We start from the raw sequence: 18,562 nt of genomic DNA, 5'->3' as shown, positions 1-18,562 counted from the left end.
CTTGACGGGAGGCGACCCGAACGGCTCAGCTTAGAGTTCACTAGTTGGACATAGACGGGGCCTCATCGGTGCGGTCCCGCGCGCAGGAGGTCGTCGTGGAGACTCCGGGGTCGCAGTCGTCGCTGCACAGAGCCAACCTGGAACGGGTCGTACGGGCCGTACGCCTTGCCGGGTCGCTCACGCAGGCGGAGATCGCGCGGACGACGGGTCTGTCCGCGGCGACCGTCTCCAACATCGTGCGCGAGCTCAAGGACGGCGGAACGGTCGAGGTCACCCCCACTTCGGCGGGTGGCCGCAGGGCCCGCAGCGTCTCCCTGAGCGGCGACGCCGGCATCGTCATCGGCGTCGACTTCGGGCACACACACCTGCGCGTCGCGGTCGGGAACCTCGCCCACCAGGTACTGGCCGAGGAGTCCGAGCCCCTCGACGTGGACGCCTCCTCGACGCAGGGCTTCGACCGGGCGGAACAGCTGGTCAATCGCCTGATCGCAGCAACGGGCGTCGACCGTTCGAAGATCGCCGGCGTGGGCCTGGGCGTGCCCGGCCCGATCGACGTGGAATCCGGCACCCTCGGCTCCTCCGCCATCCTGCCGGGCTGGATCGGCACCAAGCCCGCCGAGGAGCTCGGCGGCCGCCTGGGCGTGCCCGTGCACGTGGACAACGACGCCAACCTCGGCGCCCTCGGCGAGCTCGTCTGGGGCAGCGGCAGGGGCGTCAGGGACCTGGCGTACATCAAGGTCGCGAGCGGTGTCGGCGCCGGCCTGGTCATCAACGGCCAGATCTACCGGGGCCCGGGTGGCACAGCGGGAGAAATCGGGCATATTACTCTTGATGAGTCCGGTCCCGTCTGCCGCTGTGGCAACCGGGGCTGCCTGGAGACCTTCGCGGCCGCGCGCTATGTGCTTCCGCTGCTCCAGTCCAGCCATGGCACCGACCTGACGATGGAAGGCGTCGTACGACTGGCCCGGGACGGAGACCCAGGCTGCCGTCGGGTGATTGCCGACGTCGGCCGCCACATCGGCAGTGGAGTCGCCAATCTCTGCAATCTGCTGAACCCGAGCAGGGTGGTCCTCGGCGGTGATCTCGCCGAGGCCGGTGAGCTGGTGCTCGGGCCGATCAGGGAGTCCGTCGGCCGCTATGCGATCCCCAGTGCGGCACGCCAACTGTCCGTGCTTCCCGGGGCACTTGGAGGTCGCGCGGAGGTGCTCGGAGCACTCGCTCTCGCCCTCAGCGAGATGGGTGATTCGACCCTTTTGGACAGCACGCTGCATGCAGCAACTCCTGCGTTCACTTAGAGAACGCAGGACGCCGTTGCCATCTCGTTAAGTATTTACTTCTTGACGTCGCACGTGTGGCCGAGTTGACTTCCAGCCACCTCGGCCGCAACGACGCGGCCTCGTCAGGGAGGTTTCTGAAGTGAATACGCGTATGCGTCGTGCAGCCGTTGCCGTCACGATCTCGGCCCTCGCCATCACGGCCACCGCTTGCGGCAAGGCCGGCGACGACGACTCCGACAGCGGCAGCAGCTCGTCGGGCGACAAGTCGATCGGCCTGCTCCTGCCCGACAGCGTCACCACCCGGTACGCCAAGTTCGACAAGCCGTACTTCGACGCGAAGGTCAAGGAGCTCTGCTCCGACTGCAAGCTTGAGTACGCCAATGCCGCAGGCAGCGCGGCCACCCAGGCCCAGCAGGTCAGCAGCATGATCACCAAGGGCGTCAAGGTCATCGCGATCAGCGCCGTGGACTCCGCCGCCATCAAGTCCTCCATCCAGGCCGCCGTCGACAAGGGCATCAAGGTCGTCGCCTACGACCGCCTCGCCCAGGGCCCGGTCTCCGCGTACATCTCCTTCGACAACGAGAAGGTCGGCGAGCTCCAGGGCCAGTCCCTGCTCGACGCCATGGGCTCCAAGGCCACCCCCTCGGCCAACGTCGTCATGATCAACGGCCTGGCCTCCGACCCGAACGCCGCGCTGTTCAAGAAGGGCGCCCACAGCGTCCTCGACGGCAAGGTCAAGATCGCCTACGAGCAGTCCGGCGACTGGGACGACAAGGTCGCCGCCCAGAAGATGTCCGCCGCCATCACGCAGCTCGGCGCCAAGAAGATCGCGGGCGTCTACTCCGCCAACGACGGCATGGCAGGCGGTATCGCCACCGTCCTCAAGGGCGCCGGCATCAGCACCGTCCCGCTGACCGGTCAGGACGCGGAGCTCAGCAGCATCCAGCGGATCCTCGCCGGCACCCAGGCCAGCACGATCTACAAGGCGTACAAGCCGGAGGCCGACGCCGCCGCCGAGCTCTCCGTGAACCTGCTGGAGGGCAAGAGCATCGACTCCCTGGCCACCACGACCCAGACCAGCGGCTCGGGCGACAAGGTGCCCTCGCAGCTGCTGACCCCGGTCGCGCTCACGAAGGACAACATCGAGAGCACGGTGATCAAGGACAAGCTGTACACCGTCGCCGAGATCTGCACCGCGGACTTCGCCGCCGCGTGCAAGAAGGCCGGTCTGCAGTAAGCAGCCGCCGCTCCTTGCGGCAGTAGACCTGTCCGGTGTCCGCCCCACCTTCAGACCCCGCTGTGGGGCGGGCGCCGGACGGAAGCATGGCGAACGCAGCCGTTGCCAAAGGGCATCGGCCGCGTGCATGTTCATCTTGTAAATCTGTGCATTCAGCACAACCCTCCGCGCCCTATCCCAAGCGCGGCATCCCCGCCGGTCAGGCGGCGAAGGAGATGGTTCACGTGTCCGCTACGCCCGTGCTGGCGTTGCGCGGAGTCTCCAAGCGATTCGGTGCGGTGCAGGCACTCACCGACGTCGAACTGGAGGTCCACGCCGGAGAAGTGGTCGCCCTGGTGGGCGACAACGGCGCAGGAAAGTCCACGCTCGTAAAGACGGTCGCCGGTGTGCATCCCATCGATGAGGGCGTCATCGAGTGGGACGGCAAGCCGGTCAGCATCAACAAGCCGCACGACGCCCAGGGACTCGGCGTCGCGACGGTCTACCAGGACCTCGCCCTGTGCGACAACCTCGACGTGGTCGGCAACCTCTACCTCGGACGCGAGCTGCTGCGCCGAGGTGTGATCGACGAAGTCACGATGGAGAAGAACGCCCGAGAGCTGCTGAGCACGCTCTCCATCCGCATCCCGAGCGTCCGCATCCCGATCGCGAGCCTCTCCGGTGGCCAGCGCCAGGTCGTCGCCATCGCGCGCGCCCTGATCGGTGACCCCAAGGTCGTCATCCTCGACGAGCCCACCGCCGCCCTCGGCGTCGAGCAGACCGCGCAGGTCCTCGACCTGGTCGAGCGGCTGCGTGAGCGCAACCTCGCCGTCATCCTCATCAGTCACAACATGGCCGACGTGAAGGCGGTCGCCGACACTGTCGCCGTGCTGCGCCTCGGCAAGAACAACGGCTCCTTCTCCGTGAAGGACACCAGCCACGAAGAGATCATCGCCGCGATCACGGGTGCCACGGAGAACGCCGTCACCCGTCGTGCGGGGCGTCGCAGTGCGGAGGCGGCAAAGTGAGCGACACGTCGAAGGTGGACAAGACGGACGGCGTGGTCGAGGGACAGACCACGGTCGCTCCGGCCGACGACCCGACGGCGGCAGCCGTCTCCGTCGTCGACCCGCGCCTGCTGGTCCGTGAAGAGGGCCTCAAGGGCTACTGGACCGAGTTCAAGCGCAAGGTGAAGGGCGGCGAGATCGGCTCCCTGCCGGTCGTCCTCGGCCTGATCGTCATCTGGACGATCTTCCAGCTGAAGAACGACCGGTTCCTCAGCGCCGAGAACCTGTCCAACATCAGCTTCTACCTGTCGGCCACCGGCATGATCGCCATCGGCCTGGTGTTCGTGCTGCTGCTCGGTGAGATCGACCTGTCGGTCGGCTCCGTCAGCGGCCTCGCCTCCGCGCTGTTCGCGGTGTTCGTGGTCAACCACTCCATGAACCCCTGGCTCGGCCTGATCCTCACCGTGCTGATCGGTGTCGGCATCGGCATGTTCCACGGCTGGTTCTTCGCGAAGATCGGCGTACCGGCCTTCGTCGTGACCCTGGCCGGCTTCCTCGGCTGGCTCGGCCTGATGCTCTGGCTGCTCGGCTCGACCGGCACCATCAACATCCCGGACACCGGTCCGGTGCACCTCCTCAGCCAGCGTTCCTTCTTCATGGACCAGGCCATCATCGGCGCCTACCTGCTGGCCGCTCTTGGTGTCGCCTCCCTGCTCGTCGGCTCGCTCATCGAGCAGCGCCGCCGCAAGGCCGCGGGGGTGCCCTTCCGGACCAACGGTGAGATCGCGCTGCGCGTCGGTCTGCTCGCGGTGGCCGCGTTCGTCGCCGCGTACGTGCTGAACTCCTCCAACGGTGTGTCCAACGCCCTGGTGATCTTCCTCGTGTGCCTGGTGATCGTGGACTTCGTGCTGCGGCGTACGCCGTTCGGCCGCAAGGTGTTCGCGGTCGGCGGCGGGATCGAGGCGGCGCGGCGTGCGGGTATCAACGTGTCGCTGGTGCGGATCTCCGTCTTCGCCATCGCGGGTGGCTTCGCGGCGGTCGGCGGCATGTTCTTCGCCGGGCAGACGCAGAGCGCTTCGCTGACGTCGGGTGGCGGTAACACGCTGATGCTGGCGATTGCGGCCGCTGTCATTGGCGGTACGAGCCTCTTCGGTGGTCGCGGTTCTGTCTGGTCCGCGCTGCTCGGCATGCTGGTCATCCAGTCGATCCAGACCGGTCTTGACCTGCTGAACATGAACACGTCGATCCAGTACATGATCACCGGTGCGGTGCTGTTGGGTGCGGTTGTCATCGACTCCGTCTCCCGTAAGAGTCAGAAGGCGGCGGGGCGTGCATAACGCCTTTGCGCCGTAGGGGTGCGGGTCGTGCTGCGAGTGCCGGTCCGTTGTGGCTGGTCGCGCAGTTCCCCGCGCCCCTAGGTGGGTCATGTTGCCCGGTGCCTATTTGGTGCCGGGCAACTGTCATGTCGTAGGAACGGCCGATCTTGGGTACAGCCGATCGCGTGACGTATGACGCACCTCCCGGGCGCCGTCCGCAAAGGCGGAACATTAGACTCGACAAGCCCGGCAACAGCTCTACTGCAAGGAGGCACGGGTGCCGCTGCTGACCCGCATCAGGGGACCGCGCGATCTGGACCGGCTCAGCCTGGAGCAGCTGGACCAGCTGGCAGAGGAGATCCGGACCTTCCTCGTCGACGCCGTCTCCAAGACCGGCGGCCACCTGGGCCCTAACCTCGGTGTGGTCGAGCTGACCATCGCTCTGCACCGGGTCTTCGACTCGCCGAAGGACAGGGTGCTCTTCGACACCGGTCACCAGGCCTACGTGCACAAGCTCCTCACCGGCCGGCAGGACTTCGCGAAGCTGCGCAGCAAGGGCGGCCTGTCCGGCTACCCCTCGCGCGCCGAGTCCGAGCACGACGTCATCGAGAACTCGCACGCCTCCACGGTCCTCGGCTGGGCCGACGGCCTGGCGAAGGCGAACCAGGTCCTCGAGCGCGACGACCACGTCGTCGCCGTCATCGGTGACGGTGCCCTCACCGGCGGTATGGCCTGGGAGGCGCTCAACAACATCGCCGACGCCAAGGACCGCCCGCTGGTCATCGTCGTCAACGACAACGAGCGGTCGTACGCACCGACCATCGGCGGCCTCGCCAACCATCTGGCGACCCTGCGGACGACCGACGGCTACGAGCGCTTCCTGGCCCGCGGCAAGGACCTCCTGGAGCGCACCCCGGTCGTCGGGAAGCCCCTCTACGAGACCCTGCACGGGGCGAAGAAGGGGCTGAAGGACTTCATCGCCCCCCAGGGCATGTTCGAGGACCTCGGCCTGAAGTACGTCGGCCCCATCGACGGGCACGACATCGACGCGCTGGAGTCGGCGCTGGCCCGCGCCAAGCGGTTCGGCGGGCCGGTCATCGTGCACTGCCTCACCGAGAAGGGGCGCGGCTACAAACCCGCCGAGCAGGACGAGGCCGACCGCTTCCACGGCATCGGCCCCATCCACCCCGACACCGGCCTGCCGGTCAAGGCCTCCGCCGCCAGCTGGACCTCGGTCTTCGGCGACGAGATGGTCAAGCTCGGCCGGGAGCGCAAGGACGTCGTGGCCATCACGGCCGCCATGCTCCAGCCGGTCGGCCTGAAGAAGTTCGCCGAGGCCTTCCCCGAGCGCATCTACGACGTCGGCATCGCCGAGCAGCATGCCGCCGTCTCCGCGGCCGGCCTGGCCACCGGCGGCGTACACCCCGTCTTCGCGGTGTACGCGACCTTCCTCAACCGCGCCTTCGACCAGGTCCTCATGGACGTCGCCCTGCACAAGTGCGGCGTGACCTTCGTGCTCGACCGGGCCGGCGTCACCGGCGACGACGGCGCCTCGCACAACGGCATGTGGGACATGTCGATGCTCCAGGTCGTGCCGGGCCTCAGACTCGCCGCCCCGCGCGACGCCGAGCAGTTGCGCGCCCAGCTGCGTGAGGCCGTCGACGTCGACGACGCGCCGACCGTGCTGCGCTACTCCAAGGGCGTCGTCGGCCCCGCCGTACCCGCCGTCGGCACCGTCGGTGGCATGGACGTCCTGCGCGAGCCGGGCACGGACACCCCCGACGTGCTCCTCGTCTCCATCGGCGCTCTGGCCCCGATGTGCCTGGAGATCGCCTCCCTGCTGAACAAGCAGGGCATCTCCACCACGGTCGTCGACCCGCGCTGGGTCAAGCCCGTCGACGAGGCCATGGCTCCCCTCGCGGAGCGCCACCGGGTGGTCGTCACCGTCGAGGACAACAGCCGCGTCGGCGGCGTCGGTTCGGCGATCGCGCAGGCTCTGCGCGACGCCGGCGTCGACGTCCCGCTGCGCGACTTCGGCATCCCGCCGCGCTTCCTCGACCATGCCTCCCGCGCCGAGGTCATGGCGGAGATCGGCCTCACGGCCCCGGACATCGCCCGCCAGGTCACCGGCCTGGTCTCCAAGCTGGACGGCCGCTACAGCGACAGCGCGGCCGAGGTGGAGCCAGCCCGCGACTGACCCGCGGCCGACCCGCGAACGGCACGCCCGAATGGGCCGCTCCCACCACTGCGAAGAGTGGTGGGAGCGGCCCATTTGCGTGAATCCCCACGCGCCGGGGCATACGCAGTACGCCCCCTCTCGATCATGTCGAGGACGACACAGCGTGGGAGGTACCCGTGAGCAGCACCCTCTTCCGGACGAAGAAGGTCGAGCAGTCCATCCTCGATACCGAGGAGCCAGAGCACGCGCTCAAGAAATCCTTGTCCGCGCTGGATCTGACCGTCTTCGGCGTCGGCGTCATCATCGGCACCGGCATCTTCGTCCTGACCGGCACGGTCGCCAAGAACAACGCCGGCCCCGCCGTCGCCCTGGCCTTCGTCGTGGCCGGCGTCGTCTGCGGACTCGCCGCGCTCTGCTACGCCGAGTTCGCCTCCACGGTCCCGGTGGCGGGCTCCGCGTACACCTTCTCGTACGCCTCGCTCGGTGAACTGCCCGCCTGGATCATCGGCTGGGACCTGGTCCTGGAGTTCGCGCTCGGTACGGCGGTGGTCGCGGTCGGCTGGTCCGGCTACATCGCCTCGCTCCTCGACAACGCGGGCTGGCACCTGCCGGAGGCGCTCAGCGGCAGAGACGGGGCCGACGGCTTCGGCTTCGACATCCTCGCCGCCGCGCTCGTCCTGGTGCTCACCGGCATCCTCGTGCTCGGCACGAAGCTCTCCGCGCGCGTCACCTCGCTCGTCGTCGCCATCAAGGTGACCGTCGTCCTGACCGTGATCATCGCGGGCGCCTTCTTCATCAAGAGCGACAACTACGACCCGTTCATCCCGAAGGCGCAGACCGTGGAGGCCGGCGGAGACCTCCAAGCGCCGCTCATCCAGCTGATGTTCGGCTGGGCTCCCTCCAACTTCGGCGTGATGGGCATCTTCACCGCCGCCTCGGTCGTCTTCTTCGCCTTCATCGGCTTCGACGTCGTCGCCACGGCCGCCGAGGAGACCAAGAACCCGCAACGGGACATGCCCCGCGGCATCCTCGGCTCCCTCGTCATCTGCACGGTCCTCTACGTCGCCGTGTCGATCGTCGTGACCGGTATGCAGCACTACACCGAGCTGTCCATCACCGCGCCGCTCGCCGACGCCTTCAAGGCCACAGGGCACCCCTGGTTCGCGGGCTTCATCAGCTTCGGCGCGGCGGTCGGCCTGACGACGGTCTGCATGATCCTGCTCCTCGGACAGACCCGCGTCTTCTTCGCGATGAGCCGCGACGGACTGCTGCCCCGCTTCTTCTCCCACGTCCACCCGCGGTTCAGGACCCCGCACCGCCCGACCATCCTCCTCGGTGTGGTCATCGCGATCGTCGCGGGCTTCACGCCCCTGAGCGAACTCGCCGAACTGGTCAACATCGGCACGCTGTTCGCCTTCGTGGTGGTCGCGATCGGCGTGATCATCCTCCGCAAGTCCCGCCCCGACCTGCACCGGGCCTTCCGCACCCCGTGGGTGCCGGCCCTGCCCATCCTGTCGGTGTGCGCCTCCCTGTGGCTGATGCTCAACCTGCCCACCGAGACCTGGCTGCGATTCGCCATCTGGATGGTCCTCGGCTTCGCCGTGTACTTCCTCTACGGCCGCTCCCACAGCCGTCTCGGACGGCAGGAGGAGACGACGGTCGGTCAGGTCCTGAAGCCGCCGGGTGGCGGCGCGGAGTAGCCGACCGCGCCCTGACACACGGGCCCCGTGCCTCCGGCTCCGGCAAGAGGCACGGGGCCTCTTGGCGCCCCAAAGGGGCGCGAGGCAGTATCGATATGCGGCTCCGCCGCGTGGGCGCGACCAGCCCCCACCGGCCCGCGGCAAACGAACCGCACAACCAGCGGAGCGCTCAGCCCGGCCTGACAGTCCGCGGCCCCGCCACCTCCGCGCCCAACTCCGTGACCCTCCGCCGTAGCTCCCGGTCCGCCGTGACGACCAGCACCGGGCGCTCACCGGCCCGCGCCACCAGCTCGACCATGCGATCGTCCCCGCTGCCCGGCGCGGCCTCCACCAGGACGCCGGGCACCGACTCCACTCCCCGGGCCGCCCCCTCGACCACGAGGACGATCTCCACGGGACCGGACCGCCCCGGCACCCCGTCCGCCGCCAGCCGGTCCCGGAGCCGTTCCGCGGCCCCTCGCCGGTCCCGCCACCATCCGTCGGGCACCGACCCGACGACGTTCGCGGCGTCCACGATCACGAGCAGGGGGTCGTTGTCGTCCATCCGGCCAGGGTGCCACGCTCACCGCACCGAGCCTGTATGCCGGGGGTGACCAGGCAGGGAGCGAAGGGGGCCGCTTAGAGTGAACCGGTGAACGGCGACTGGCTCATACGCGGCCGCGACGGCCGGCTCAGTGTCTATCTGCCCTCGGGCGACGCCGTACTGTGCCGGGCGGAGCGCGGCCCCGGCGGACCCTGGGAACCCGCCCGTCGCGTGGGCGGCGACCAGAAGGTGCACCCCGTGCTCGCGCTCGGTCAGGGCGCCGACGGCTACGCCCATCTCGTCTCCTGGCGGCCCACCCGGTCCGGCGAGTCCGGCCTCGTGCACTCCACGCACTTCCGGCCCCGGCTCGCCGCCCTCGACTGGGCCCCGATCGGGCACCCGGACAAGAAGGGCGACCGCACCGGCACACCCGCCGTCGCGGTGGACGACCGGGGACGCGCCCATGTCTTCGTACGCAACTCCGCGGGCGGGGTCGGCATGGTCGCCCAGAAGGAGAAGGGCGGCTGGGACCCGTGGCGCGACCTCAAGGGACGTGAGATCCACGAGGAGTTGGCGGCCGTGACGGGGGAGTCCGGACGCGTCGAGGTGTACGCGGCGGCCCCGGGCGGCATCCTGCACTGGCGGCAGGAGGAGCCGGGCCGCCCGCCGGTCCTGGAGGAGGCGATCGAGGCCCCGGTCCGCCCGGGCACCCTGAACGCCCTCGCCACCTCCCCGGACGACACCACGCTCTTCTACACCGACACCTCCGGCGACCTGTGCGCCTGGCGCCCCGGTGGCAAGCCGGTCACCCTCCTCGCCTCGGCCGGCCCCGGCCCGGTCTCCGCCGTCCGCTGCGAACTCGACGGCCACGACTGCACGTTGCTCGCCCAGCGCTCGGCGAGCGGTCGCGTCGCCTTCGCCGCCTACCCGACCGAGCAGGAGACGGCGGGCGCGTGGTGGACGGAGTCGGGACCTCAACTCCCCGCGGACGCCGTGGTGTCACTGGCGACGGACGAGAACGGCGGGGTCGTGGCAGCGACGTTGTCCCCGTCGAGCGGCCAACTCCTGCTCGCGCGGCGGAAGGACGAGCCGGGACTGGCCCTGACGGCCTGGCAGGAGGCCTGAGGCCCCGGTGCCGTCAGGATGTTCCGCCGGTCGCCGGTGACTTCTTCGCCGACTCCGGGATCTGCTGGTCCTCGCGCAGGGCCTGCCACAGCCGGCCGGCCTGCGGCTGGGCGGCGACCACGCGGTTGGGGTCCTGGGTGTCGTACTTCACCGGCAGCATGAGCGTCTCCATCGTGGACGGATCGATGCCGTTCATGCTGCGGCCGAAGTCGGCGAGTTCGGTGAGGGAGTCGAGGCCCGAGTCGGTGGTGAGGGACTCGGTGAGGCTGTCGGCGATCCGGTACGCCTTGGTGGGGCTCCCGAGCAGATCCTGCTTCTTGATCTCGCTCAGCAGGGCGATCAGGAACTGCTGTTGCAGGCCGATGCGGCCCAGGTCGCTGCCGTCGCCGTAGCCGTACCGGGTGCGGACGAAGCGCAGGGACTGCGTACCGTCGAGCTTGTGTGTGCCGGAGGTCAGGTTCAGCGGCTCGATGTCCTGGTCGATCGTGACGGTGACCCCGCCTATCGCGTCGACCAGCCTCTTGAATCCCGCGAAGTCGACCTCCACGAGATGGTCCATCCGCACCCCGGACATCTTCTCGACCGTCTTGACCACACAGGCCGGACCGGCGAGCGAGTAGACGGAGTTGAACATCACGCGCTGGGCCGAGGGCAGTGTGGAGCCGTTCCGCGTGGTGCACTCGGGGCGTGTCACCAGGGTGTCGCGCGGGATGCTCACGGCGACGGCCTTCGTGCGGCCCTCGGGTATGTGGATCACCAGCGCGGTGTCGGAGCGTGCCCCCGCGACCTTGCTGCCTCCGTCCAGCGCCGAGTTGGCGCCGGCGCGTGAGTCGGAGCCCAGCACCAGGAGGTTCCGGCCCGTGGTGGGCAGCTTCTCGGGCCGGTCGTCACCGATCGCCTTGTCGAGGTCGACGCCCCTGATGTTGCCGTTCAGGTCGCTGTAGAGCCAGTAGCCGGTACCGGCGACGGCCACCACGAGCACGGCCAGGCCGATGAGGATGTTGCGAGTTGTCCGACGTCTCATCCTGGTCCGGATCCTCTCGATCCCGCACTGCAAGACGATGATCGGACGATCATGCACAAGAAGTGGTGATTTTGTAAACAAGAAGCGAAGAACGAAAAAAGGGGGCCTCCGCGATTTGCGGAAGCCCCCTTCAGTGCTTGGAAGTTACGCCGGAACCGACGCCACGCCCGGAGCCAGGAACTTCTTGCCGTTCACGCGCTCGGAGACGCCCTCGCGGTCCAGGTACGGCGTGATGCCGCCCAGGTGGAAGGGCCAGCCGGCGCCCGTGATGAGGCAGAGGTCGATGTCCTGGGCCTCGGCGACGACGCCCTCGTCGAGCATGAGCCCGATCTCCTGCGCCACCGCGTCCAGGACGCGCTCGCGGACCTGCTCCTCGGTCAGGACGACATCGCCCTGCTTGAGGATCGCGGCGACCTCCGGGTCCAGCTCCGGCTTCCCGGAGTCGTAGACGTAGAAGCCGCGCTTGCCGGCCTTGACGACGGCCGCGAGGTTCGGGGAGACCGTGAAGCGCTCCGGGAATGACCGGTTGAGGGTCTCGGAGACGTGCAGACCGATCGCGGGACCGACCAGCTCCAGGAGGACGAGAGGAGACATCGGCAGGCCGAGGGGCTCCACCGCCTTCTCCGCGACCTCGACCGACGTGCCCTCGTCGATGACGTTCTGGATCTCGCCCATGAAGCGGGTGAGGATGCGGTTCACGACGAACGCCGGGGCGTCCTTCACCAGAACCGCCGTCTTCTTCAGCTTCTTGGCGACACCGAAGGCCGTGGCCAGCGAGGCGTCGTCCGTCTGCTCACCGCGGACGATCTCAAGGAGCGGGAGGATCGCGACCGGGTTGAAGAAGTGGAAGCCCACGACCCGCTCGGGGTTCTTGAGCTTCGACGCCATCTCGGTCACCGACAGCGAGGAGGTGTTGGTGGCGAGGATCGCGTGCGCCGGAGCGACCGCCTCGACCTCCGCGAACACCTGCTGCTTGACGCCGATCTCCTCGAAGACGGCCTCGATGATGAAGTCCGCGTCGGAGAAGCCCTCGGCCTTGTCCAGCACACCGGAGACCAGGGCCTTGAGGCGGTTGGCCTTGTCCTGGTTGATACGGCCCTTGCCGAGCAGCTTCTCGATCTCGGCGTGGACGTAGCCCACACCCTTGTCGACGCGCTCCTGGTCGATGTCGGTCAGCACGACCGGCACCTCCAGGCGGCGCAGGAAGAGCAGGGCGAGCTGCGAGGCCATCAGGCCCGCGCCCACGACGCCCACCTTGGTGACCGGACGCGCCAGGGACTTGTCCGGCGCACCCGCCGGGCGCTTGCCGCGCTTCTGCACCAGGTTGAACGCGTAGATACCGGAGCGCAGTTCGCCACCCATGATCAGGTCGGCGAGGGCGACATCCTCGGCGTCGTAGCCCTGCTGCAGGTCGCCGTTCTTGGCGGCGGCGATGATGTCGAGGGCGCGGTAGGCGGCCGGGGCCGCACCGTGCACCTTGGAGTCGGCGACGAACCGGCCGCGCGCGACGGCCTGGTCCCAGGCCTCACCGCGGTCGATCACCGGGCGCTCGACCTCGACGTCGCCCTTCAGCACCTGGGCGGTCCAGATCAGCGACTGCTCCAGGAAGTCGGCACCCTCGAAGAGGGCGTCGGCGATGCCCAGGTCGAGGACCTGCTGGCCCTTGAGCTGCTTGTTCTGGTTGAGGCTGTTCTCGATGATCACCGAGACGGCCTTGTCGGCACCGATCAGGTTCGGCAGGATCGTGCAGCCGCCCCAGCCGGGGACCAGGCCGAGGAAGACCTCGGGGAGCGAGAAGGCCGCGATGGCCTTCGAGACGGTCCGGTACTCGCAGTGCAGACCGACCTCGACACCGCCGCCCATCGCCGCGCCGTTGTAGTACGCGAAGGTCGGGACCCCGATGCCGGACAGACGCTTGAAGACCTCGTGGCCGCCCTTGCCGATGGCCAGCGCGTCCTTGTGCTCCTTGAGGAGCTCGACGCCCTTGAGGTCGGCGCCGACCGCGAAGATGAACGGCTTGCCGGTGATGCCGACACCGACGATCTCGCCGGCCGCGGCCTCCTTCGAGACCTGGTCGATGGCGGCGTCGAGGTTCGCCAGCGAGGCCGGGCCGAAGGTGGTCGGCTTGGTGTGGTCGAAGCCGTTGTCGAGGGTGATGAGCGCGAAGCGCCCGGCACCGAACGGCAGGTCGAGGTGGCGTACGTGCGCGGACGTGACGACCTCGTCGGGGAACAGCTCGGCCGCTCCCTTGAGGAGTTCAGCGGTGCTCACTTGTCGCCTCCGGCGTCCTTGTGGTGCGGGTTCTCCCAGATGACCGTGGCGCCCATGCCGAAGCCGACGCACATGGTGGTCAGGCCGTAACGGACCTCCGGCTGCTCCTCGAACTGGCGGGCCAGCTGCGTCATCAGACGCACGCCGGAGGAGGCCAGCGGGTGACCGTAGGCGATGGCGCCGCCGTACTGGTTGACGCGCGCGTCGTCGTCGGCGATGCCGTAGTGCTCCAGGAAGGCGAGCACCTGGACCGCGAAGGCCTCGTTGATCTCGAAGAGGTTGATGTCCTCGATCGACAGGCCCGCCTTGGCGAGGGCCTTCTCGGTGGCCGGGATCGGGCCGTAGCCCATGACCTCCGGCTCGACGCCCGCGAAGGCGTACGAGACCAGGCGCATCTTGACCGGCAGGTTGTTCTCGCGGGCGAAGTCCTCGCTCGCGATGATCGACGCGGTGGCACCGTCGTTCAGACCGGCCGCGTTACCGGCGGTGACCCGGCCGTGCACCCGGAACGGCGTCTTCAGACCGGCCAGGCTCTCCAGGCTGGTGCCCGGGCGCATCGGCTCGTCGGCGGTGACCAGGCCCCAGCCCGTCTCACCGGCCTCCGGGTTCGTCCGGCGTACGGAGACCGGCACCAGGTCCTGCTGGATCTTGCCGTTGGCGTACGCCTTGGCGGCCTTCTCCTGCGAGCGCACGGCGTACTCGTCGGCGCGCTGCTTGGTGATCGTCGGGTAGCGGTCGTGCAGGTTCTCCGCGGTCATGCCCATGAACAGGGCGGACTCGTCGACCAGCTTCTCGCTCACGAAGCGCGGGTTCGGGTCCACGCCCTCGCCCATGGGGTGGCGGCCCATGTGCTCGACACCACCGGCGATGACGGCGTCGTAGGCACCGAAGGCGATGGAGCCCGCGACGGAGGTGACGGCGGTCAGCGCGCCGGCGCACATGCGGTCGATCGAGTAGCCGGGGACCGACTGAGGGAGACCGGCGAGGATGCCCGCGGTGCGGCCGAGGGTCAGGCCCTGGTCGCCGATCTGCGTGGTCGCGGCGATGGCGACCTCGTCGATCTGCTTGGGTTCGAGACCCGGGTTGCGGCGCAGCAGCTCCCGGATCGCCTTCACGACGAGGTCGTCGGCACGGGTCTCGTGGTAGATGCCCTTCGGGCCCGCCTTGCCGAACGGGGTGCGGACGCCGTCGACGAAGACGACGTCCCTGACGGTACGAGGCACGATGGCTCTCCTCCAGATGCGGGATGGCACTGCTGCACGGCGCAAGCGCTGAGCGCGCGCTCAGGCCCATGCTACTTATCGGTAACGTAGCTGCACACCCCTGGAGGGTGGAGCGGCGAAGGTCACATCGAAGAGGGCAGTGCTGGAGCGCCCCTCAAGGGGTGCGGGGAACTGCGCGACCAGCCACAACGGACCCGCGGCCACAAACGGCGATTACCGAGACGGCGGCGCCGTGGACCCCCGAGGCGTCAGCACCGGAGTAGGCACCGGATGCGACCCCGGCCCCTCTCCCGAGAGCACCCCGAACAGCGTCCGAGCCGCCTCCACACCAAATCCATGCACGTCATGACTCATCGCGGACAACGTCGGATGCGTCAGCCGACACAGCTGAGAGTCGTCCCACGCCAGCAGAGACACATCCCCCGGCACCGACAACCCCATCTCCGCGGCCACGGACAGCCCGGCCACCGCCATGATGTCGTTGTCGTACACGATCGCCGTAGGCCGGTCCGCCGCCGCAGCGCTGAGCAGCGACCGGGTGGCCCGCGCCCCCGCCTCGCCCGAGTAGTCGGTGGTGAGCTGCCGGGCTCCGGCCAGTTCCAACGTCCGCGCCGCCTCGTCGAAGGCGGCTGTACGCATCGCGGTGTGCCCGAGGGCCGCCGCCCCGCCGACCCGGGCGACCCGCCGGTGCCCGAGCGCGGCCAGATACCGCACGGCCTCCGTCACGGCGGTGGCATCGTCCGTCCACACGGACGTGAGGCCGCCGGTCAGGGTCGGATGTCCTACGGCGACCACGGGCATCCCGAGCCGTTCGGCGGCCGCCACCCGCGGGTCGTCCGGGCGGAAGTCGACGAGGATCGATCCGCCGATCTGCCGGCCCCGCCACCACGACTCCTGTATCCCGACCTCCTCCTCCACACTCCGTACGAGCCTCAGCAGCAGCGAGCAGGAGTGCTCGGTCAGGACGCTCTCCACGCCGGAGATGAACTCCATGTAGAAGGGTTCGAGCCCGAGCAGCCGGGCGGGCCGGCAGATCGCGAGGCCCACCACGTCCACCCGAGAGCCGGCCAGCGTCCGGGCGGTCAGGCTCGGCGCCCAGCCGAGCTCCTGCGCGGCCTGGAAGATCCGCTCCCGGGTCGCCTCCGACAGCCCCGGCTTGTGGTTGAACGCGAGGGACACGGCACCCTTGGACACACCGGCACGCGCGGCGACGTCCTTGATGGTGACGCGGGAGGTGGTCATCGGCCGGCCTCCAGGCAGTACAGGGCCGCTCGGGCGGCCTCGGCGTCAGGAGTCTCCCAGCCCCGTATGCCGATGGTCACCTGCTCACCGGGCAGCAGCGTGACGAGCCCGGTGTCCGCCCGCGCGTCCGGGTCCAGCCGGTCGGCCTGCAGCAGCAGATCCCGTACGAGGGTCCGGGCCGTCACCGTGATCCCGCCCGGCACGAGCGTGACGTCGAACTCCGGCCGCAGATACGGCACTTCACGATCCGGCGCCGGAAAGCGCACGGCCCGCAGCCCGTCCGCGTCCGCGACCAGGAACTCCTTGGCGCCGACCGGCTCCAGCTCATGCGGGACACCGAGATCGGCCACCGACCGCGCCTCGGCCCTGAGATCGAGTGAGGTCTCGGTGATCATGCCCCCCTCGACGGACATCCGACGCAACCGCACAGGGCCCGTCCACGCCCCCGGGGCCTGGTTGACGGCGGCCAACACCAGCCCCTGCTCCCGCACTTGGAACGTGAGCAGCCGGTCCGCGTACAGCCGCCGCAGCTCGTGGTAGAGCGGCTTCTCCCGCCCGTCCCCGTCGATCGCCGCCCAAGAAGTCACCGGCCAGCAGTCGTTGAGCTGCCATACGACCGTTCCCGCGCACACCGGCCAGTGCGACCGCCAGTGCTCGATCCCGGCGGCCACGGCCCGCGCCTGGTTGACCTGCATGAGGTAGTGCCAGCGGTCGAAGTCCCCCTCCGGCAGGGCGAAATGACGCGCGAGCCCGCGCTCCAGCTTGCCGTTGCCGTCGTCGGCCTTCTGATGGTGCAGCATGCCGGGGGAGTCGGATGCGAGCTCCTCACCCGGCAGCGCGCGCCGCAGGGTGGCGTACGCGGGCGGTGCCTGCCACCCGAACTCGGCGACGAAACGAGGCACGTCGGCGCGGTACTCCGCGTAGTCCTCCCGGTTCCACACCTCCCACGAGTGGTGCGTCCCGTGCGCCGGATCGTTCGGATGCCGGTCCCACGACCCCGACCACGGACTGCCCGCCGTGTACGGCCGCGTAGGGTCCAACTCGGCCACCACACGCGGCAGTACGCCGAGGTAGTACCCCTCGCCCCAGGACTCCCCGGCGAGCCGCGGTTCCCATCCCCAGTCCCGGAACCCCCACAGGTTCTCGTTGTTCCCGTTCCACAGCACCAGGGACGGATGCGGCATCAGCCGTACGACGTTCTCGCGGGCCTCCGCCTCCACCTCGCCCCGCAGCGGCTGCTCCTCAGGGTAGGCCGCGCACGCGAACGGGAAGTCCTGCCAGACCAGCAGCCCGAACTCGTCGCAGGCGTCGTAGAAGTCCTCGCTCTCATAGATCCCGCCGCCCCAGACACGTACGAGGTCCACGCCGGCGTCGGCGGCCTGGCGCAGCCGCTCCCGGTACCGGTCCCGGCTGATGCGCGACGGGAACGGGTCGTCCGGGATCCAGTTCACGCCCCGCGCGAAGAGCCGCTCGCCGTTGACGACGAAGGCGAACCCGGTGCCGTGCTCATCGGACCGGCGGTCCAGCTCGACGGTCCGGAAGCCGATCCGCCGCCGCCACACGTCCAGCGCGCGATCCTCGTGCAGCAGCGTCAACTCGACGTCGTACAGCGGCTGTTCGCCGTACCCGCGCGGCCACCACAGCCGCACGTCCGGCACCTCCAGCCGTACGATCCCCGCCGTCCCGTCGAGCTCCGCACGGGCCCGCACGCCGCCCACCGTCGCCTCGACGGCGAGCGGTGCCTCGACCCTGCTCCGCTCGACCTCGACGGCCAACTCGACGCGCCCCAGCCCGTCTTCGACGGTCACCAGCGGTCGGACCCGGGCGATCCGGGCCGTGGACCACTGCTCCAGCCGCACCGGCCGCCAGATCCCGGCGGTCACCAGGGTCGGCCCCCAGTCCCAGCCGAAGGAGCAGGCCATCTTGCGGATGTACTGGTACGGCTCGGTGTAGGCGGCGGGTCGCTCGCCCAGTTTCCCGCGCACGGCCTCGGCTTCGGCGTAGGCGGACGCGAACCGCACGGACAGCCGGCCCGCCATGCCGGTCACGTCGAAGCGGTACGAGCGGTGCATGTTCCTTGTCCGGCCGAGGAGTTGGCCGTCGAGAAGGATTTCGGCCGCGGTGTCCAGACCGTCGAAGACGAGGTCGGTCTGCTCGTGTCCGTTGGTGGCCTGCAGTTCGGTCTCGTAGGTCCAGTCCCGCCGCCCCACCCAGGCGACCTCGGTCTCGTTCCGGCCGAGAAAGGGATCCGGGACGGCCCCGGCCGCCAGCAGGTCGGTGTGCACGCATCCCGGTACGACGGCCGGGAGTTCAGCCCCCTCATGCCGCAGGATCCATCCCCCGGCAAGTGGTGTGTCCTGAAGCATGCGCACTCCCTAAACCGATCGAGTTCAGCACTGGGGAACGTTTGAGCATCGTTGGCGGGATAGGGACTTTACCGGTTAAGAAAACGTTGTCAG

At 69.2% G+C, this 18,562-nt stretch carries 13 protein-coding genes; 7 read left to right on the top strand and 6 right to left on the bottom strand.

What is annotated here, in order from left to right; all coding sequences use genetic code 11:
- The first annotated feature begins 95 nt into the window (after nt 1-95).
- The 6 genes from IG08_RS0123580 to IG08_RS0123555 all read left to right on the top strand — a co-directional run bounded on the left by IG08_RS0123580 (nt 96) and on the right by IG08_RS0123555 (nt 8,695).
- The gene (locus tag IG08_RS0123580; RefSeq protein ID WP_030605830.1) at nt 96-1,295 is read left to right on the top strand and encodes an ROK family transcriptional regulator; all 1,200 of its coding nucleotides are present in this window, start codon (nt 96-98) and stop codon (nt 1,293-1,295) included.
- A 133-nt stretch (nt 1,296-1,428) separates the two neighbouring features.
- The gene (locus IG08_RS0123575) at nt 1,429-2,514 is read left to right on the top strand and encodes a sugar ABC transporter substrate-binding protein (RefSeq protein WP_030605828.1); all 1,086 of its coding nucleotides are present in this window, start codon (nt 1,429-1,431) and stop codon (nt 2,512-2,514) included.
- A gap of 215 nt (nt 2,515-2,729) precedes the next feature.
- A complete protein-coding gene (locus tag IG08_RS0123570; RefSeq protein WP_030605826.1) occupies nt 2,730-3,521 on the top strand; it encodes an ATP-binding cassette domain-containing protein in 792 nt (263 codons plus the stop codon).
- Nucleotides 3,518-4,837 carry a sugar ABC transporter permease gene (locus IG08_RS0123565; RefSeq protein ID WP_030605824.1) on the top strand — a complete coding sequence of 440 codons (1,320 nt, stop codon included), beginning with the start codon at nt 3,518-3,520 and terminating at the stop codon, nt 4,835-4,837. Before IG08_RS0123570 ends, IG08_RS0123565 begins: the two co-directional genes overlap by 4 nt.
- Before the next feature lie 256 nt (nt 4,838-5,093).
- Nucleotides 5,094-7,013: a 1-deoxy-D-xylulose-5-phosphate synthase gene (dxs, locus tag IG08_RS0123560; RefSeq protein ID WP_030605816.1), complete on the top strand. Its 1,920-nt coding sequence runs from the start codon at nt 5,094-5,096 to the stop codon at nt 7,011-7,013.
- A gap of 158 nt (nt 7,014-7,171) precedes the next feature.
- Nucleotides 7,172-8,695 carry an amino acid permease gene (locus tag IG08_RS0123555; protein WP_030605814.1) on the top strand — a complete coding sequence of 508 codons (1,524 nt, stop codon included), beginning with the start codon at nt 7,172-7,174 and terminating at the stop codon, nt 8,693-8,695.
- Nucleotides 8,696-8,864: 169 nt separating this feature from the next.
- On the opposite strand, the gene IG08_RS0123550 is transcribed toward IG08_RS0123555, so the two are convergent.
- Entirely contained in the window at nt 8,865-9,239 is a 375-nt protein-coding gene (locus IG08_RS0123550; protein WP_030605812.1) for a hypothetical protein, read from the bottom strand.
- An 87-nt stretch (nt 9,240-9,326) separates the two neighbouring features.
- Between IG08_RS0123550 and IG08_RS0123545 the strand changes: the two genes are divergently transcribed.
- The gene (locus IG08_RS0123545) at nt 9,327-10,343 is read left to right on the top strand and encodes a PLL family lectin (RefSeq protein ID WP_030605811.1); all 1,017 of its coding nucleotides are present in this window, start codon (nt 9,327-9,329) and stop codon (nt 10,341-10,343) included.
- Nucleotides 10,344-10,356: 13 nt separating this feature from the next.
- Here IG08_RS0123545 and IG08_RS0123540 read toward each other — a convergent pair whose 3' ends face one another.
- The 5 genes from IG08_RS0123540 to IG08_RS0123520 all read right to left on the bottom strand — a co-directional run bounded on the left by IG08_RS0123540 (nt 10,357) and on the right by IG08_RS0123520 (nt 18,469).
- Complete coding sequence (locus tag IG08_RS0123540) at nt 10,357-11,400, bottom strand: LCP family protein (RefSeq protein WP_390898513.1); 1,044 nt, start codon at nt 11,398-11,400, stop codon at nt 10,357-10,359.
- A 111-nt stretch (nt 11,401-11,511) separates the two neighbouring features.
- A complete protein-coding gene (locus IG08_RS0123535; protein ID WP_030605807.1) occupies nt 11,512-13,638 on the bottom strand; it encodes a 3-hydroxyacyl-CoA dehydrogenase NAD-binding domain-containing protein in 2,127 nt (708 codons plus the stop codon).
- On the bottom strand, nt 13,635-14,861 hold the full coding sequence (locus tag IG08_RS0123530) for a thiolase family protein (RefSeq protein ID WP_030605805.1): 1,227 nt from the start codon (nt 14,859-14,861) through the stop codon (nt 13,635-13,637). Before IG08_RS0123530 ends, IG08_RS0123535 begins: the two co-directional genes overlap by 4 nt.
- A gap of 213 nt (nt 14,862-15,074) precedes the next feature.
- Nucleotides 15,075-16,103 (bottom strand): LacI family DNA-binding transcriptional regulator, encoded by a 1,029-nt coding sequence (locus tag IG08_RS0123525; RefSeq protein WP_030605803.1) that lies wholly within the window; start codon nt 16,101-16,103, stop codon nt 15,075-15,077.
- A complete protein-coding gene (locus IG08_RS0123520) occupies nt 16,100-18,469 on the bottom strand; it encodes a glycoside hydrolase family 2 protein (RefSeq protein WP_030605800.1) in 2,370 nt (789 codons plus the stop codon). Before IG08_RS0123520 ends, IG08_RS0123525 begins: the two co-directional genes overlap by 4 nt.
- Nucleotides 18,470-18,562 lie beyond the last annotated feature (93 nt).

Origin of the sequence: Streptomyces fulvoviolaceus, from assembly GCF_000718165.1 — a bacterium.
GTDB classification, from domain to species: domain Bacteria; phylum Actinomycetota; class Actinomycetes; order Streptomycetales; family Streptomycetaceae; genus Streptomyces; species Streptomyces fulvoviolaceus.
The sequence above is the reverse complement of the archived record's forward strand: the minus strand, read 5'-3'. Positions and strand labels throughout refer to the sequence as shown.